Origin of the sequence: Enterobacter sp. IF2SW-B1 (assembly GCF_001743375.1) — a bacterium.
GTDB lineage: Bacteria > Pseudomonadota > Gammaproteobacteria > Enterobacterales > Enterobacteriaceae > Enterobacter > Enterobacter bugandensis.
Genome location: NZ_MJAA01000014.1, coordinates 74,003 through 90,347 on the forward strand (window position 1 = coordinate 74,003; position 16,345 = coordinate 90,347).

14 protein-coding genes are annotated in these 16,345 nt (G+C 57.4%); 4 read left to right on the forward strand and 10 right to left on the reverse strand.

Going from position 1 to position 16,345, the window contains the following annotated elements:
• Positions 1–22 precede the first annotated feature (22 nt).
• Positions 23–1,531 (reverse strand): glycerol kinase GlpK, encoded by a 1,509-nt coding sequence (gene glpK, locus A6013_RS22265; protein ID WP_028014844.1) that lies wholly within the window; start codon positions 1,529–1,531, stop codon positions 23–25.
• A gap of 21 nt (positions 1,532–1,552) precedes the next feature.
• A complete protein-coding gene (locus tag A6013_RS22270; protein WP_028014843.1) occupies positions 1,553–2,398 on the reverse strand; it encodes an MIP/aquaporin family protein in 846 nt (281 codons plus the stop codon).
• 398 nt (positions 2,399–2,796) lie between these two features.
• Here A6013_RS22270 and zapB point away from each other — a divergent pair, with 398 nt between their 5' ends.
• Positions 2,797–3,036, forward strand: coding sequence for a septal ring assembly protein ZapB (gene zapB / locus A6013_RS22275; protein ID WP_028014842.1), 240 nt, complete (start codon positions 2,797–2,799; stop codon positions 3,034–3,036).
• 584 nt (positions 3,037–3,620) lie between these two features.
• On the opposite strand, the gene rraA is transcribed toward zapB, so the two are convergent.
• The 7 genes from rraA to priA all read right to left on the reverse strand — a co-directional run bounded on the left by rraA (position 3,621) and on the right by priA (position 11,577).
• Positions 3,621–4,106, reverse strand: a complete 486-nt coding sequence (gene rraA, locus A6013_RS22285; RefSeq protein ID WP_014885702.1) for a ribonuclease E activity regulator RraA — start codon at positions 4,104–4,106, stop codon at positions 3,621–3,623.
• Between the two features lie 92 nt (positions 4,107–4,198).
• Positions 4,199–5,125, reverse strand: a complete 927-nt coding sequence (gene menA / locus A6013_RS22290) for a 1,4-dihydroxy-2-naphthoate polyprenyltransferase (protein ID WP_102863639.1) — start codon at positions 5,123–5,125, stop codon at positions 4,199–4,201.
• A 62-nt stretch (positions 5,126–5,187) separates the two neighbouring features.
• Complete coding sequence (hslU, locus tag A6013_RS22295; RefSeq protein ID WP_028014840.1) at positions 5,188–6,522, reverse strand: HslU--HslV peptidase ATPase subunit; 1,335 nt, start codon at positions 6,520–6,522, stop codon at positions 5,188–5,190.
• Between the two features lie 9 nt (positions 6,523–6,531).
• Complete coding sequence (gene hslV, locus A6013_RS22300; protein WP_014072345.1) at positions 6,532–7,062, reverse strand: ATP-dependent protease subunit HslV; 531 nt, start codon at positions 7,060–7,062, stop codon at positions 6,532–6,534.
• A gap of 94 nt (positions 7,063–7,156) precedes the next feature.
• Positions 7,157–8,143, reverse strand: a complete 987-nt coding sequence (gene ftsN / locus A6013_RS22305; RefSeq protein WP_028014839.1) for a cell division protein FtsN — start codon at positions 8,141–8,143, stop codon at positions 7,157–7,159.
• Between the two features lie 93 nt (positions 8,144–8,236).
• Positions 8,237–9,262 (reverse strand): DNA-binding transcriptional regulator CytR, encoded by a 1,026-nt coding sequence (gene cytR, locus A6013_RS22310; RefSeq protein WP_041911797.1) that lies wholly within the window; start codon positions 9,260–9,262, stop codon positions 8,237–8,239.
• A gap of 119 nt (positions 9,263–9,381) precedes the next feature.
• Entirely contained in the window at positions 9,382–11,577 is a 2,196-nt protein-coding gene (gene priA, locus A6013_RS22315; RefSeq protein WP_069733794.1) for a primosomal protein N', read from the reverse strand.
• A gap of 200 nt (positions 11,578–11,777) precedes the next feature.
• On the opposite strand from priA, the gene rpmE reads away from it, so the two are divergent.
• The gene (rpmE, locus tag A6013_RS22320; protein ID WP_003862040.1) at positions 11,778–11,990 is read left to right on the forward strand and encodes a 50S ribosomal protein L31; all 213 of its coding nucleotides are present in this window, start codon (positions 11,778–11,780) and stop codon (positions 11,988–11,990) included.
• A gap of 48 nt (positions 11,991–12,038) precedes the next feature.
• Here rpmE and metJ read toward each other — a convergent pair whose 3' ends face one another.
• Complete coding sequence (gene metJ, locus A6013_RS22325; protein ID WP_003862042.1) at positions 12,039–12,356, reverse strand: met regulon transcriptional regulator MetJ; 318 nt, start codon at positions 12,354–12,356, stop codon at positions 12,039–12,041.
• A 275-nt stretch (positions 12,357–12,631) separates the two neighbouring features.
• Between metJ and metB the strand changes: the two genes are divergently transcribed.
• Complete coding sequence (gene metB, locus A6013_RS22330) at positions 12,632–13,792, forward strand: cystathionine gamma-synthase (protein ID WP_021242813.1); 1,161 nt, start codon at positions 12,632–12,634, stop codon at positions 13,790–13,792.
• Between the two features lie 2 nt (positions 13,793–13,794).
• Positions 13,795–16,227, forward strand: a complete 2,433-nt coding sequence (locus A6013_RS22335; protein ID WP_041911800.1) for a bifunctional aspartate kinase/homoserine dehydrogenase II — start codon at positions 13,795–13,797, stop codon at positions 16,225–16,227.
• The last annotated feature ends 118 nt before the right edge of the window (positions 16,228–16,345 follow it).

A 16,345-nucleotide genomic window follows, 5' to 3' on the forward strand; every position in this document is an offset into this window, starting at 1 on the left:
CACAGGGAGAGGGAATATAGGCTTACTCTTCGTGCTCTTCCCACGCAAGGGCGCGTTTCACCGCTTTCTTCCAGCCGCTGTAGCGGTAGTTGCGCTCGGTGGTTTCGATGCCAGGGCGGAATTCGCGTTCGATGACCGCTTTCTCCTGCAGCTCGTCCAGGTTTTGCCAGAAGCCTACCGCGAGACCCGCAAGATACGCCGCGCCCAGTGCCGTCACTTCACGTACTTCAGGGCGCTCAACGCGGGTGCCCAGAATGTCGGACTGGAACTGCATCAGGAAGTTGTTGGCCACCGCGCCGCCGTCTACGCGCAGGGCGTGCAGACGAATGCCGGAGTCTGCCTGCATCGCTTCCAGCACGTCACGCGTCTGGTAGGCGATGGATTCCAGGGTCGCACGAATGATGTGGTTTGAGTTCACACCACGCGTCAGGCCGAAAATTGCGCCGCGGGCATACGGGTCCCAGTACGGTGCGCCCAGACCGGTGAACGCTGGCACCACGTACACGCCGTTGGTGTCTTTCACTTTGGTCGCGAAGTACTCGGAGTCAAACGCATCGCTGATCAGCTTCATCTCGTCGCGCAGCCACTGAATAGATGCGCCCGCCATAAACACCGCACCTTCCAGGGCATAGTTCACCTCGCCGCGCGGGCCGCAGGCGATGGTGGTCAGCAGGCCGTTTTCTGATTTCACCGCTTTCTCGCCGGTGTTCATCAGCATAAAGCAGCCGGTGCCGTAGGTGTTCTTCGCCATCCCTTCCTTGACGCACAGCTGGCCGAACAGTGCCGCCTGCTGGTCACCGGCGATACCGGCGATAGGAATACGGGTGCCGCCTTTACCGCCGATGTTGGTCTGGCCGTAGACTTCAGACGACTTACGCACTTCAGGCAGCATCGCGCGCGGAATATCCAGCGCGTCCAGCATCTTGTCATCCCACTCCAGGGTGTTGATGTTAAACAGCATGGTGCGCGAGGCGTTAGTGTAGTCAGTAACGTGGACACGTCCCTGAGTCATCTTCCAGATAAGCCAGGTATCGACGGTACCGAACAGCAGCTCGCCGCGTTTTGCACGCTCGCGTGAACCTTCCACGTGGTCGAGGATCCACTTCACTTTGGTGCCGGAGAAGTACGGGTCAACCACCAGGCCGGTGGCGCTACGCACGTACTCTTCCATCCCGTCACGCTTAAGCTGTTCGCAGATCTCTGACGTACGGCGGCACTGCCAGACGATGGCGTTGTAAATCGGCTTACCGGTTTCGCGTTCCCACACCACGGTGGTTTCACGCTGGTTGGTGATACCAATCGCGGCGATCTCATCGGAACTGATGTCGGCTTTCGCCAGCACTTCTACTAGCGTGGAGCTTTGTGACGCCCAGATCTCCATCGGGTCGTGTTCTACCCAGCCTGGACGAGGATAAATTTGCTCAAATTCGCGCTGTGACACGCTGACGATATTCGCGTCATGATCCATTACGACAGCGCGGGAGCTGGTAGTGCCCTGGTCGAGCGCAACGATATATTTTTTTTCGGTCATGGTATGTGTCCCGTAGTCAGATTACAGCGAAGCTTTTTGTTGTGCGGTAGAAGTCGTTTCCTTCTCCTCTTCCACACAGGTGTCGCACGGTAAGTGGCGACCAATTAATTTGCGATAGCCAAATGCACCCAGTGCCGCCCCTACGACGGGTCCGAACAGCGGTACCAGGAAGTAAGGAATATCTTTGCCGCCGGTGAAAGCCACGTCGCCCCATCCTGCAAAGAAGGCGAAGGTTTTTGGACCCAGGTCACGCGCCGGGTTCATCGCAAACCCTGTTAACGGCCCCATGGACGCACCGATGACAGCGATCAGCAGGCCAATCAGCAATGGCGCCAGCGGGCCACGCGGAATGCCGTTACCATCATCGCCCAAAGCCATAATGACGCCCATCAGAATAGCGGTAATCACCATTTCAACTGCGAACGCCTGCACAAAATTGATATGCGGGTTAGGGTAGGTTGAGAAGATGCCTGCCAGATCCAGACTTTCGACGCTGCCGCGCACCATATGATGCGTCTGTTCGAAGTCGATGAAAAGATTGTAATAAAGCCCGTAAACTAACGCCGCTGCGCAAAACGCGCCGGCAAATTGAGAAATAATGAAGGGAACAACTTTGCGTCCGTCGAAGCACGCGAACAGCCACAGTGCGATAGTCACCGCCGGGTTAAGATGTGCGCCAGAGACCCCTGCAGTCAGGTAGATGGCCATCGCCACGCCCAGACCCCAGATGATACTGATTTCCCACTGACCAAAACTGGCACCCGCCACTTTCAGTGCAGCGACACAGCCCACTCCGAAGAATATCAACAACCCGGTACCAAGGAACTCGGCAATGCACTGGCCTTTTAAGGTTGATGTCTGACTCATAATCGGAATCCTGAAGAAATTGATGTTTATTGTTAGCGTGGCCGCCCGTGACAGCCACGATGCCCTGTAGACATAGTGTTAATTTATCGTTAACGAGCAAAAACGAGAAATATCGAAATTAAAATGTGTGGTCTGTGTCAATAAAATGAGCGTTTTCGCGCCATAAAGCGCGTTTTTGCATCAGTCGCGCACGGTGAGCTGAATCATTTTTTTAACGAATGGGTTAACAACTTAGAGGTATATGCCGCGAACGCACCAGGACGAGGCCGAAAAGTGTTGCAAACCGCGATCTGCGTGGCATGCCGCTGGACAGGGGCGACTGCGCTCCATACAATCGGAACATATGTTGTGCGCGTTTACGTTAAAGCGTCGCCTTGCAATTCAGGAGAGGTAGGATCATGTCTTTAGAAGTGTTTGAGAAACTGGAAGCGAAAGTACAGCAGGCGATTGACACCATCACGCTGCTGCAGATGGAAATTGAAGAGCTGAAAGAGAAGAACAACAGCCTGGCGCAGGAAGTTCAGAACGCTCAGCACGGCCGCGAAGAACTGGAGCGCGAAAACAACCAGCTGCGTGAACAGCAGAACGGCTGGCAGGATCGCCTGCAGGCGCTGCTGGGACGTATGGAAGAAGTCTGATTCCCACTGGGATGAACTGAACAGGCCGGGTAAGGCGACGCCGCCACCCGGCTTTTTTTATGGTTCTCGCTGACTGACATCCAACCATAAAAAAGGCCGCCCAAGGCGGCCTTAACGCTACTTGTCCTGCGCTGTCGTGGTAAACGCAACAAACCCGATCGGTTCATCACTTTTTACAACGAGTACGCTGGCGACAATGAACGCGATACATAAATAGCGTTTCATTATGCGGTCTCTGCGGCTAACCGCTCCACCGTTCACCACCGGTGATAAGTCGGTGGACACAAGCCTGGTTAAAGGCTGCTTTACGGTTGTGGTTACACCTTTCCCTGGACCGATGCCCATGTGCGAAATGGCGGAAAGGGACGCTGCATCATAATGAGCAATAGCAGCGTAGTTAAGGTTTTCATAGATAATTAGGAATTTATAAAGGGTCGATGAGGTTACCTGAGGTTTGAACCAGGGTAAGATAAAAATCCTGGTTAAAGGTTGCAAAACTTCCCAACGGACCGCGAATCCCGAGGGACAAAAAAACCGCCACATTGCTGTTGGCGGTTTTTTTATGGTTCACGCTTATGGTTTTATTACTCGATATCCAGCGGATCTTCAGAAAGGATAATGCCGGTATTATCGGCGTAGAGATGATCGCCTGAGAAGAAGGTCACGCCGCCGAAGTTAACGCGCACGTCGCTTTCGCCGATGCCGTCACCCGCAGCGCCTACCGGAATGGCCGCGATGGCCTGAATCCCGATATCCAAGTCTTCCAGATCGTCCACCTGACGCACGGAGCCGTACACCACGATGCCTTCCCACTCGTTCTGGACGGCAATGCCGGCCAGTTCAGCATCAATCAGTGCGCGACGCACGGACCCGCCGCCGTCGACCACCAGTACGCGGCCACGGCCGTTCTGTTCGAGCAGATCGTACAGCAACCCGTTGTCCTCGAAACATTTCACCGTGACGATTTGCCCGCCAAACGATGACCGCCCACCAAAGTTGGAGAACAGCGGTTCAACGACGTTGACATCTTCCTGGTAGATGTCACAAAGCTCGGAGGTATCGTATTTCATAGGTTTAACGCTCAGTTGCTGCGAATGTGTTCAGTATATCGTGCGAAATGCGTTGTTGGCAAAATCATCAATTGTTAATTGATATTTGTCAGCTAACTGAGCGTCTGGCTTAACACAATCCCAATGACGAACAACAGGTTAGTCAGCAGCGCGCCTTTTACCGTTCGCTCCAGCATTGGCGGCATGGCTGCCGGGCTGAGTTCACGCATAACAAAGCGGGCCTGCTTAACCAGCAGCGGCGCGGCAAGCACAAACAGCCAGCCCCACAGACTATGCAGGGAAATCAGGTTAAACAGCGCCAGGCAAACCAGCGCGCCAATAAGCAGGCAGGCATGATAGCGGCGCGCATTCACCGGCCCCAGACGCACCGCCAGCGTGTTCTTGCCGTTCTCACGATCGCTGTCGATATCGCGCAGATTATTGATATTGAGCACCGCCGTCGCCAGCAGGCCGCAGGCGGTCGCCGGGAGGAACAGGGCAGAGATCACCGTATGCGCCTGTAAGTACCAGCTCCCCATTACGCTCAGCCAGCCGAAGAACACCAGCACGGAGATATCCCCAAGGCCAATATAGCCGTAAGGGCGCGTGCCGACGGTGTAGGTGATGGCCGCGATAATGGCGAGCAGGCCCAGCACCAGGAAGCCAATGAAGTCGCTGGTAGTTTTCGAGGCGACCGTCACCAGCGCCAGGCCAGATAAGCAAATCAGCACCACGGTGATAATCAGCGCGCGCTTCATCTGTGCCTGGGTGATCACCCCTTTTTGCATCCCGCGCAGCGGCCCGATACGGTCAGGCTTGTCGCTGCCTTTTACCGCATCGCCATAATCGTTCGCGAGGTTAGAGAGGATTTGCAGCAGCCCGGCGGTAATGAGCGCCAGACCTGCCACCAGCGGATCGAAATGCCCTTGCCACCAGGCAAGCGCGGTGCCGACAATAATGGCGGCAAAAGCCAGAGGAAGCGTTTTAGGGCGCAGACTTTCGAGCCACGCCTGAGTACGGCTGATATCAGTCATAGTAATTTAGCCAATAAAAATGGGGGCCTTAGCCCCCATTAACAGTGATGAGAATGCAGTAACCGCGATTATAGGATAAAACGGCTCAGATCTTCATCTGCCACTAACGCATCCAGATGTTTGCTTACATAGTCTGCGTCGATGGTAATGGTTTGACCGTTGAGGTCGCTCGCGTCATATGAGATGTCTTCTACCAGGCGTTCCAGCACGGTGTGCAGACGACGCGCACCGATGTTCTCGGTGGTTTCGTTGACCTGCCATGCGGCCTGGGCGATACGCTTGATACCGTCTTCGGTGAACTCGAGGTTCACGCCTTCGGTCGCCATCAGCGCCTTGTACTGTACGGTAGCAGAGGCGTTTGGCTCCGTCAGGATGCGCTCGAAATCTTCGGTGGTCAGCGCCTGCAACTCAACGCGGATCGGCAGACGGCCCTGCAGTTCGGGGATCAGATCCGACGGGCTGGCTACCTGGAATGCACCGGAAGCGATAAACAGAATGTGGTCCGTTTTCACCATGCCGTGCTTGGTAGAGACGGTGCAGCCTTCAACCAGCGGCAGCAGATCGCGCTGTACGCCTTCGCGGGATACGTCCGGACCGGAGCTGTTGCCGCCGCGCTTACAAATTTTGTCGATTTCGTCGATAAACACGATACCGTGCTGCTCAACCGCGTCGATAGCGTCCTGCTTCAGCTCTTCCGGATTTACCAGCTTCGCCGCTTCTTCTTCAATCAGCAGCTTCATCGCGTCTTTGATTTTTAGCTTACGCGCTTTCTGCTTTTGGCCGCCCAGGTTCTGGAACATGGACTGCAGCTGGCTGGTCATTTCTTCCATGCCCGGAGGCGCCATGATTTCCACGCCCATCGGCGCGGCCGCGAGGTCGATCTCAATCTCTTTGTCGTCCAGCTGGCCTTCACGCAGTTTTTTGCGGAACGCCTGACGCGCGGCTGAAGGCTCAGCCTGCTGTTCAGCCTGGCCCCAGTTGTTTTTCGCCGGTGGGATCAGCACGTCGAGAATACGCTCTTCGGCCATCTCTTCCGCGCGGTAGCGGTTTTTCTCAATCGCCTGGACGCGAACCATCTTAATCGCAGAATCGGTCAGGTCGCGGATGATAGAGTCCACTTCTTTACCCACATAGCCCACTTCGGTGAACTTGGTGGCTTCAACTTTGATGAACGGCGCGTTCGCCAGCTTCGCCAGACGACGGGCGATTTCGGTTTTACCGACGCCGGTCGGGCCGATCATCAGAATGTTTTTCGGGGTGACTTCGTGACGCAGCTCTTCATCAAGCTGCATACGACGCCAGCGGTTACGCAGCGCGATAGCCACGGAGCGCTTGGCGTTATCCTGGCCGATAATGTGTTTGTTCAGTTCGCTGACAATTTCGCGTGGGGTCATTTCAGACATGGGAGATCCTTACGCTTTGGAGGTCAATTCTTCGATGGTGTGGTTGTGGTTGGTATAGATGCAGATATCACCTGCAATATCCAACGCCTTCACCGCGATATCACGCGCGTTCATGTCGGTATTTTCCAACAGCGCGCGGGCTGCAGCCTGGGCATAAGGGCCGCCAGAGCCGATGGCAATCAGGTCGTTTTCCGGCTGAATCACGTCACCGTTACCGGTGATGATAAGCGAAGCGGTTTCATCCGCGACCGCCAGCAGCGCTTCGAGCTTGCGCAGCATACGGTCGGTACGCCAGTCCTTTGCCAGCTCAACGGCAGCTTTCACCAGATGACCCTGGTGCATTTCCAGTTTGCGTTCAAACAGTTCAAACAGCGTGAAGGCATCCGCCGTGCCGCCTGCGAAACCGGCGATCACTTTGTCGTTGTAGAGACGACGGACTTTCTTCACGTTGCCTTTCATGACGGTATTACCCAGCGTGGCCTGGCCATCACCGGCAATTACCACCTGGCCGTTACGGCGTACACTTACTATTGTTGTCACGAGCAGACCCCCTGGTTACAGATTCGGGAAACAGAAGCCCTGAGCCTGTGCTCAGGGCTGAATTAAATGATAGATGGGGGGGATTTTGGGGGTTTCAACCCCCGGAGGCGAGTCGAATGCAGTTTGTGTGGCCAGCCACTTTCAAACGGGAAATGGTGCCGTCTGCGTTTTCTTTGCCTTTAACCGGGCCGATCACCACGCGGTTCCAGCCGTTATTGGTGGTAATGCGTGAGTCAAATCCTTCAAATGCCAGTTGAGCACGTACCGTTTCCGCCTGCTCGGCACCTTTAAACGAACCGCACTGCACCATCCAGCGGCGCTCGTCTTTTTTCTCTGCCGTCTGCTTCGGCGCTTCGGTCTCTTTGGTCACCGGCGCGGCCTGCTGCGTTTTCGGCTGCTGCGCGGTGGTATGCGCTGGCGTCTGGAGCAGATCCTGATACGGCTGCGCCGCTTGCTTTGGCGGCTGCGCTTTTGGCTGTTGAACAGGCTGCGACTGCACCGTACGCGTCTGCTGCTGCGGTTGCTGGTATGGCTGGGCCTTCGGCTGCTGTACCGGCTGAGTTTGCGTCCACTGCTGCTGTTGCTGCTGTTGAATTTGTGCCTGGCGCTGACGCTGCAGCTGCAACGTTTGCTGACGCTGCGCTGGCGTTTGTTCATTCCACGGCACTTCATTCAACTGCGTCGGCTGCTGGCGCATATCGGCCTGCATCTGTGCCAGCAGCTGGCGCTGCTCGTCCGTCAGCTGATCGGCATTCTTCACTTCGCCACCGGCTGAGGGCTCAGTAGGCGCACGCACGCCGGGCTGACGACTTTCCAGCTCTTTAATATAGCGCCAGCGCTCTTCAGGTTTCGGCGGCAGACCATTTCCCACCACTTTGTTGCCCTGAAGGGCCTCGGACTCTTCTTTTTTATGGTGCGTGATGAAGTACAGGCCGCCAATAAAGGCCACCAGCACGGCCGCAGCAATAGCGACCATTGCTGGCGAGACCGCAGGCAGATTACGCTGCTTGCTTTTTGAACTGCTCTTTTTGCGTCGCGAAGGTGCCGGCTGGCCGCGACGTACATAATCTCGTTGTGCCACTATCGTTTCGCTGTATTTATTCGTTCGTCAGCCCGCCATGTTACTTAAGCGGCGGGGCTTTGACCAGATAAGGGTGTCCGAAAGGCGTTTACTTTAAGTCAATGCCTGGGTAGAGCCGCGAATAATCAGCTCGCAGTCCAGCAAACGCGAGCCGCTGCTAACCGTTTGACCCTGCAGCTGATCCAGCAAAAGCAGCATCGCTTCGCGGCCAATCTGATAGCGCGGTTGAGAAACGGTGGAGAGCGGTGGATCGCAAAACTCTGAAAGTGAAATGTTATCGAATCCGATAATCGACAAATCTTTCGGCACGCGTAAGCCACGGCGCTTGGCGTGTGAAAGCGCACCCAGCGCCATCACGTCGCTGTGGCAGAACACCGCCGTTGGCGGTTCCGGCAGCGCCAGCAGTTTCTCCAGCGCCTGTCCGCCCGCTTCAAAGGTAAAATCACCGCGCGCAATATAGTGCGGATCGACAATCGCACCGGTACGGCGCAGCGCCTGAACATAGCCCTGCAGGCGGTAGTGGCACAGCGGCATCTCTTCCGGCCCGGCAATGCAGCCAATCCGCTTATGTCCCAACTCCTGGAGATAGTTTACGGCGTTGAACGCGGCGGTGAGGTTATCAATGTGGACCGTCGGCAGCTCAAGCTCAGGCGCAAATTCGTTGGCCATTACCATCGGCGGTAAATTGCGCTGCTCTTCGATGCTGGCATCAAACGGCAGGCGCGAGCCAAGCAGCAGCATGCCGTCAATCTGCTTGGTAATAATGAGGTCGATAAAGGTTTTTTCCTGCTGGTTCTGGTGAGCGCAGTCGCCAATCAGCACCAGATAGCCCTGCTCCGCCGCCGTCACTTCGATACCGCGAATGATCTCGCTGAAGAAGGGATCGCAGATATCCGGCACTATTACCAGGATGGTCCGCGATTCATTGCGCTTGACGTTCCGCCCCATCGCCTGCGGGAAATACCCCACTTCCAGCGCCGCCTGTTCAACCTTGTTACGGGTCGCCTGGGAGACTTTATCCGGGTTCATTAATGCGCGGGACACGGTTGCCGTTGAGACTTGTGCTTTCTCGGCAACGTCTTTCATGGTCGCCGTGGCAACCTCTTTCCTGGACTTCAACGTCTTCTCCTCGCCTGAACACCGAACTGCGGACATCACCATTTTTACAGATAGTTAATGGAATCGGTTACAGAATTTTCATAAAAAGTGTGAGGCGCGTTAAATTTTTCGATCCGTCTTCAGCCTTCGATGGGATCGACGTCCAGTACCCACTTCACTTTACGCGCTTCCGGCAGGGTATTGATGAGCGCCAGCGTGCCGCTGACGATGTGCTGCAGGCGAATACGCGAGGGGTGCTGAAGCAAAATTTGCCAGCGGAAACGTCCACCGCGTTTTGGTGCCAGCGCCGGCACCGGGCCCAGGATCCACAGCTGGTTATCCACCAGCGGGCTGGCCTGCAGGAGATTCCTCAGTTGTTGCAGGAAAAGCGGCGCCTGCTGGTTGTTATGATCCTCCGCGCGGATGATGACGTGGCTGGTCCACGGCGGCAGCTGCATGGTCTGGCGTTCGGCCAGCGCCTGCTCGGCAAAGGCGTCATAGCCTTTGTGCAGCAGAGTCTGTAGCAGCGGGTGCTCAGGGTGATGCGTTTGCAGTACCACCTCGCCCTGTTTCCCCGCGCGTCCGGCACGCCCGGCAACCTGGGTATAAAGCTGGGCGAAGCGCTCGGCGGAGCGGAAATCTGCCGAGAACAGCGCGCCGTCGACGTCCAGCAGGGCGACCAGCGTCACGTCCGGGAAGTGGTGCCCTTTGGCCAGCATCTGGGTACCAATCAGGATGCGCGCGCCGCCGCGATGCACTTCCGCCAGCTGCTGCTCCAGCGCCCCCTTGCGGCTGGTGGTGTCCCGGTCGATTCGGGAAATAGGCACGTCCGGGAAGAAAGGGTCAAGCGCCTGTTCCAGCTGTTCCGTTCCCAGCCCCACCGGCACGATATGCGTGGAACCACATGACGGGCACTGGCGAGGAACCGGACGCTGGCTGTCGCAGTGGTGGCAGCGCAAGTGTCGCTGGGCCTGATGGAAGGTGTAGTAGTGGTCGCAGCGCGGGCACTCGGCAATCCAGCCGCAGTCGTGGCACAGCAGGGCGGGGGCAAATCCGCGACGGTTGAGGAACAGAATGACCTGGTTCCCCGCCTGCAAATGCTGGCGCATGCGGGAAATCAAGGCGGGCGCTAAGCCGGCCTGCACCTGCTGGCCTTTGAGATCCAGTACGTGCTGAATGGCCGGGCGGGCATTCCCCGCGCGGCGCGTCAGGCGCAGCATGTGGTATTTACGCTGGCGCACGTTGTGCAGCGTTTCGAGCGCAGGCGTGGCGGATCCGAGAATAATAGGGATTTGCTCGCTGTGCGCACGGTAGACCGCCAGATCGCGGGCGTGATAGCGCCAGCCTTCCTGCTGTTTATAGGAGCTGTCGTGCTCTTCGTCGATGACGATGACACCGAGGTTTTTAAACGGCGTAAACAGCGACGAGCGGGTGCCGATCACAATCGCCGCTTCGCCGTTTTTCGCTTTCAGCCAGGCGCTGAGGCGCTCGCTGTCGTTCAGCCCGGAGTGCAGCACCTCAACGGGCGCGTTAAAGCGCTCGCGGAAGCGGGCGATGGTTTGCGGCGTCAGGCCGATTTCCGGCACCATCACCAGCGCCTGTTTGCCCTGCGCGAGCACGTTTTCCAGCACGCTCAGATAGACTTCGGTCTTGCCGGAGCCCGTCACGCCCGCCAGCAGCCAGGCGGAAAAGTGGTCCGAGGCGCTATGAATGGCGCCTACCGCGGTAGCCTGCTCGGTATTCAGGCGCAGGCGATCGCCCGAGACGGAGAAGCCGTCGCGCCAGTCGTGAAGGGCGGGCGCTTCGCTGGCCAGCTCGCTCAACCCTTTCTTTCTTAATGCCTGTAGCGCCGTTTCGCTGACCTCAAGCTCGTCGACCTGGTGCCGCCAGATTTTTCCCTGACGCAGCGCCGCCAGCGCCTGCTGCTGTTTCTGCGAACGCTTCAGGCTGTTGATGTCCACGGCCTGCCCCTGTTCGGTGGCAAACCAGTACCACATCGGGGCGTGGCTGGCGCTCTTGCCCTGGCGCAGCAGGATCGGCAGGGCGTGGAACAGAACGTCGCCAATCGGGTGATGATAATAATCTGCCGCCCACAGCAGCAGTCGCCAGGTGCTGGTGGAGTAAACCGGCTCGCTGTCCAGCACCTCAACCACCGATTTCAGTTCATTGAGGGGTAATTCGCTTTTATCGCTGACGGAGACGACGATCCCCACGCGCTGCTGTTTGCCAAACGGCACGGTCACGCGACAGCCCGCTTTGGCGCTCATGCTGTCGGGCAGCAGGTAGTCAAAGGTGCGGGGAAGCGGAACGGGCAGGGCAACGTGAGCGACGGGCATCGAATCTTCCTGACTTGAAAAGTGGCGCGTTAGTATACACATTAGTAAAAGCGGCGTGCGGATCAGTTTGCATACGTTGGTTAAATTCTGTATGATTCGCCGCCTTTGGTGTACTTTACGCCAAAGAACTTACATTCAACATCGCGTGGTGTCTGGCGTTAGGGCTGGAAGAGCGACGCGGCCTTAACTGAGGTTCTCCCATGAAAAAAGATATTCACCCGAAATACGAAATGATTACTGCAAACTGCTCTTGCGGTAACTCTATCCAGATCCGCTCTACCGTGGGTCACGATCTGAACCTGGACGTGTGCGGCAAATGCCACCCGTTCTACACTGGTAAGCAGCGTGATGTTGCAACCGGTGGCCGTGTTGACCGCTTCAACAAGCGTTTCAGCATCCCGGGCGCTAAATAAGTTTCCCGAAAAAAAGGCACCGCAAGGTGCCTTTTTTGTATCCGCTTCTCAGTATTCCCACGTCTCCGGGTCAATACCCAGTTCACGCATGATCACCTTCGCCTCTTCCGGGATTTCGTCGCTACGCTCTTTGCGCAGATCGTCATCGTTCGGCAACGGTTGGCCGGTAAACGCATGCAGGAACGCTTCGCACAGCAGTTCGCTGTTGGTCGCGTGACGCAGGTTGTTCACCTGACGACGCGTACGTTCATCGGTGAGGATCTTCAACACCTTCAGAGGAATGGAAACCGTAATTTTCTTTACTTGCTCACTCTTCTTACCGTGCTCAGCGTATGGGCTGATATATTCGCCGCTCCATTCAGCCATGAGATACCTTTAATCCTCTCAGTCATTAATCTAAAGGTGCAAACCGGTCACTGCCCGTTTTGAACCGTAATCTTGCGTAGTTTACCGTAGAGACGATACCGTGGCACGGATATTGCCGCTGCAGCGTGCACTAAAGCATATAATTTTAACGGCTATTTGCGCATTGCTCAATCTATACGCAAAGAAGTTTAGATGTCCAGATGTATTGACGTCCATACTTTCAATGTTTACTCTGGTGGCTGACTTTTCACCTCATTCGCCAGGAAGCCCTCACCATGACGCGTAAACAGGCCACGATCGCAGTGCGTAGCGGATTAAATGATGACGAGCAGTACGGCTGCGTTGTCCCGCCCATTCATCTTTCCAGCACCTACAATTTCACCGGATTTAATGAACCGCGCGCGCATGACTACTCGCGTCGCGGCAACCCTACGCGTGATGTAACCCAGCGCGCGCTGGCGGAACTGGAAGGCGGCGCGGGTGCGGTATTAACCAATACCGGTATGTCTGCCATTCACCTGGTGACCACGGTGTTCCTGAAGCCTGGCGATCTGCTGGTTGCGCCGCACGACTGTTACGGCGGCAGCTATCGTCTGTTTGACAGCCTGGCAAAGCGCGGCTGCTACCGCGTTCTGTTTGTCGATCAAAACGACGAACAGGCGCTGAAACAGGCGCTGGCAGAGAAGCCGAAGCTGGTTCTGGTGGAAAGTCCAAGCAACCCATTGTTGCGCGTTGTCGACATTGCGAAAATTTGTCAGCTCGCAAGGGATGCGGGAGCGATAAGTGTAGTGGATAATACCTTCCTCAGTCCGGCCCTTCAGAACCCGTTAGCACTGGGTGCGGATCTGGTATTGCATTCATGCACTAAATATCTGAACGGCCATTCTGACGTGGTGGCGGGCGTGGTGATTGCAAAAGATCCCGACGTTGTCACGGAACTGGCATGGTGGGCTAATAACATCGGCGTCACCGCGGGCGCGTTCGACAGCTACCTGCTGTTGCGCGGCATCCGCACGCTGTCGCCGCGCATGGACGTGGCGCAGCGTAATGCCCAGGCGATTGTCGATTTCCTGAAAACCCAGCCGCTGGTGAAGAAGCTTTATCACCCGTCGCTGCCGGAAAACCAGGGGCATGAAATTGCCGCGCGCCAGCAGAAGGGATTTGGCGCGATGTTAAGTTTTGAACTGGACGGTGACGAGCAAACGCTGCGTCGCTTCCTGAGCGGGCTGTCATTGTTTACGCTGGCGGAATCCTTAGGTGGGGTTGAAAGCTTGATCTCCCACGCCGCGACCATGACGCACGCAGGTATGGCACCGGAAGCACGTGCCGCCGCCGGGATTTCCGAGACGCTGCTGCGTATCTCGACCGGTATTGAAGATTCTGAAGATTTAATTGCCGATCTGGAAAATGGCTTCCGGGTCGCAGCCAAGGGGTAATCATGAGTGTGATAGCGCAGGCAGGGGCGAAGGGTCGTCAGCTGCACAAGTTTGGTGGTAGTAGTCTTGCTGATGTGAAATGTTATCTGCGCGTCGCAGGGATCATGACCGAATATTCACAGCCGGGTGACATGATGGTTGTCTCGGCGGCGGGCAGCACCACCAACCAGTTGATTAGCTGGCTGAAACTGAGCCAGACCGATCGCCTTTCTGCGCATCAGGTGCAACAGTCCTTACGTCGTTACCAGAGCGAGCTGATTGCCGGCCTGCTGCCTGCGGACGTGGCGGACGGGCTGATCAGCGCTTTCACGCATGACCTTGAGCGTCTGGCTGCCCTGCTGGACAGCGGGATTACCGACGCGGTGTATGCCGAAGTGGTGGGCCACGGTGAAGTGTGGTCCGCGCGCCTGATGGCCGCCGTACTGCAACACCTGGGCGTAGACGCGGCCTGGCTCGACGCACGTGATTTCCTGCGTGCGGAACGCGCCGCGCAGCCGCAGGTGGACGAAGGGTTGTCCTATCCGCTGCTGCAACAGCTGCTGGTGCAGCATCCGGGCAAACGTATTGTCGTCACCGGCTTTATCAGCCGCAGCAACGCCGGTGAAACCGTGCTGCTGGGCCGTAACGGCTCGGACTACTCGGCAACGCAGATCGGTGCCCTGGCGGGCGTGTCCCGCGTCACCATCTGGAGCGACGTGGCCGGTGTCTACAGCGCGGACCCGCGTAAAGTGAAAGATGCCTGCCTGCTTCCGCTGCTGCGTCTCGACGAAGCGAGCGAGCTGGCGCGTCTGGCGGCCCCGGTGCTGCACGCGCGCACGCTGCAGCCGGTTTCCGGCAGCGATATTGACCTGCAGCTGCGCTGTAGCTATACGCCGGATCAGGGGTCTACCCGCATTGAGCGCGTGCTGGCGTCCGGCACGGGCGCGCGCATTGTCACCAGCCACGACGACATCTGCCTGATTGAGTTCCAGGTGCCTGCGGGCCAGGACTTCAGGCTGGCGCATAAAGATATCGACACGATCCTGAAACGCGCCCAGGTGCGTCCGCTGGCCGTTGGCGTGCATAACGATCGTCAGCTGCTGCAGTTCTGCTATACCGCCGAAGTGGCGGACAGCGCGCTGAAAATTCTCGACGAAGCGGGCCTGCCGGGCGAGCTTCGCCTGCGTCAGGGGCTGGCGCTGGTGGCGATGGTCGGCGCGGGCGTCACCCGTAACCCGCTGCACTGCCACCGTTTCTGGCAGCAGCTGAAGGGCCAGCCGGTGGAGTTCACCTGGCAGTCGGAAGAGGGCATCAGCCTGGTCGCCGTGCTGCGTAAAGGCCCAACCGAAAGCCTGATTCAGGGTCTGCACACCTCGCTGTTCCGCGCGGAAAAACGCATCGGCCTGGTGCTGTTTGGTAAGGGTAACATCGGTTCCCGCTGGCTGGAGCTGTTCGCCCGCGAACAGGTCACGCTTTCGGCGCGTACCGGGTTTGAATTTATTCTTGCGGGCGTGGTGGATAGCCGCCGCAGCCTGCTGAACTACGAAGGGCTGGACGCCAGCCGGGCGCTTGCCTTCTTTAACGATGAAGCGGTTGAGCAGGATGAAGAGTCGCTGTTCCTGTGGATGCGCGCGCACCCGTATGACGATCTGGTGGTGCTGGACGTCACCGCCAGCGAACAGCTTGCCGATCAGTATCTGGATTTCGCCAGCCACGGTTTCCACGTCATCAGCGCCAACAAGCTGGCGGGGGCGAGCAGCACCGATAAATACCGTCAGATCCATGACGCGTTCGAAAAAACGGGCCGCCACTGGCTCTATAATGCCACCGTTGGCGCGGGCCTGCCGGTTAACCATACCGTGCGTGACCTGATTGAAAGCGGCGACAGCATTCTGGCGCTGAGCGGTATCTTCTCCGGTACGCTCTCCTGGCTGTTCCTGCAGTTTGACGGCACCGTACCGTTCACCGACCTGGTGGATCAGGCGTGGCAGCAGGGCTTAACCGAGCCCGATCCGCGCGTTGACCTCTCCGGTAAAGACGTGATGCGCAAACTGGTGATCCTGGCGCGTGAAGCCGGTTATGACATCGAGCCGGATTCCGTACGCGTCGAGTCGCTGGTGCCTGCAGGCTGCGAAGAAGGTTCTGTTGACCACTTCTTCGAAAACGGCGACGAGCTGAATGACCAGATGGTGCAGCGTCTGGAAGCGGCAAACGAGATGGGGCTGGTGCTGCGCTACGTGGCGCGTTTCGAGGCGAACGGTAAGGCGCGTGTGGGTGTCGAGGCGGTGCGTCCTGACCATCCGCTGGCGGCCCTGCTGCCGTGCGATAACGTCTTCGCCATTGAAAGCCGCTGGTACCGCGATAACCCGCTGGTGATCCGCGGCCCGGGCGCGGGGCGCGATGTCACCGCTGGGGCTATCCAGTCCGATATTAACCGTCTGGCTAAGCTGCTGTAAAAAGTGAATTTCCCTCTCCCTGTGGGAGAGGGTTAGGGTGAGGGCATCAGACCGCGCTCACCCTCATCATGAACTCCCTTCATCTTCCCTGAGCAAACCTCACCGTTATTGTGATTAT

Bases quoted from the DNA above. Each gene is read 5' to 3' on its own strand.
- glpK (WP_028014844.1), bottom strand. From the start codon at position 1,531: ATGACCGAAAAAAAATATATCGTTGCGCTCGACCAGGGCACTACCAGC.
- A6013_RS22270 (WP_028014843.1), bottom strand. From the start codon at position 2,398: ATGAGTCAGACATCAACCTTAAAAGGCCAGTGCATTGCCGAGTTCCTT.
- zapB (WP_028014842.1), top strand. From the start codon at position 2,797: ATGTCTTTAGAAGTGTTTGAGAAACTGGAAGCGAAAGTACAGCAGGCG.
- rraA (WP_014885702.1), bottom strand. From the start codon at position 4,106: ATGAAATACGATACCTCCGAGCTTTGTGACATCTACCAGGAAGATGTC.
- hslU (WP_028014840.1), bottom strand. From the start codon at position 6,522: ATGTCTGAAATGACCCCACGCGAAATTGTCAGCGAACTGAACAAACAC.
- priA (WP_069733794.1), bottom strand. From the start codon at position 11,577: ATGCCCGTCGCTCACGTTGCCCTGCCCGTTCCGCTTCCCCGCACCTTT.
- rpmE (WP_003862040.1), top strand. From the start codon at position 11,778: ATGAAAAAAGATATTCACCCGAAATACGAAATGATTACTGCAAACTGC.
- metJ (WP_003862042.1), bottom strand. From the start codon at position 12,356: ATGGCTGAATGGAGCGGCGAATATATCAGCCCATACGCTGAGCACGGT.
- metB (WP_021242813.1), top strand. From the start codon at position 12,632: ATGACGCGTAAACAGGCCACGATCGCAGTGCGTAGCGGATTAAATGAT.
- A6013_RS22335 (WP_041911800.1), top strand. From the start codon at position 13,795: ATGAGTGTGATAGCGCAGGCAGGGGCGAAGGGTCGTCAGCTGCACAAG.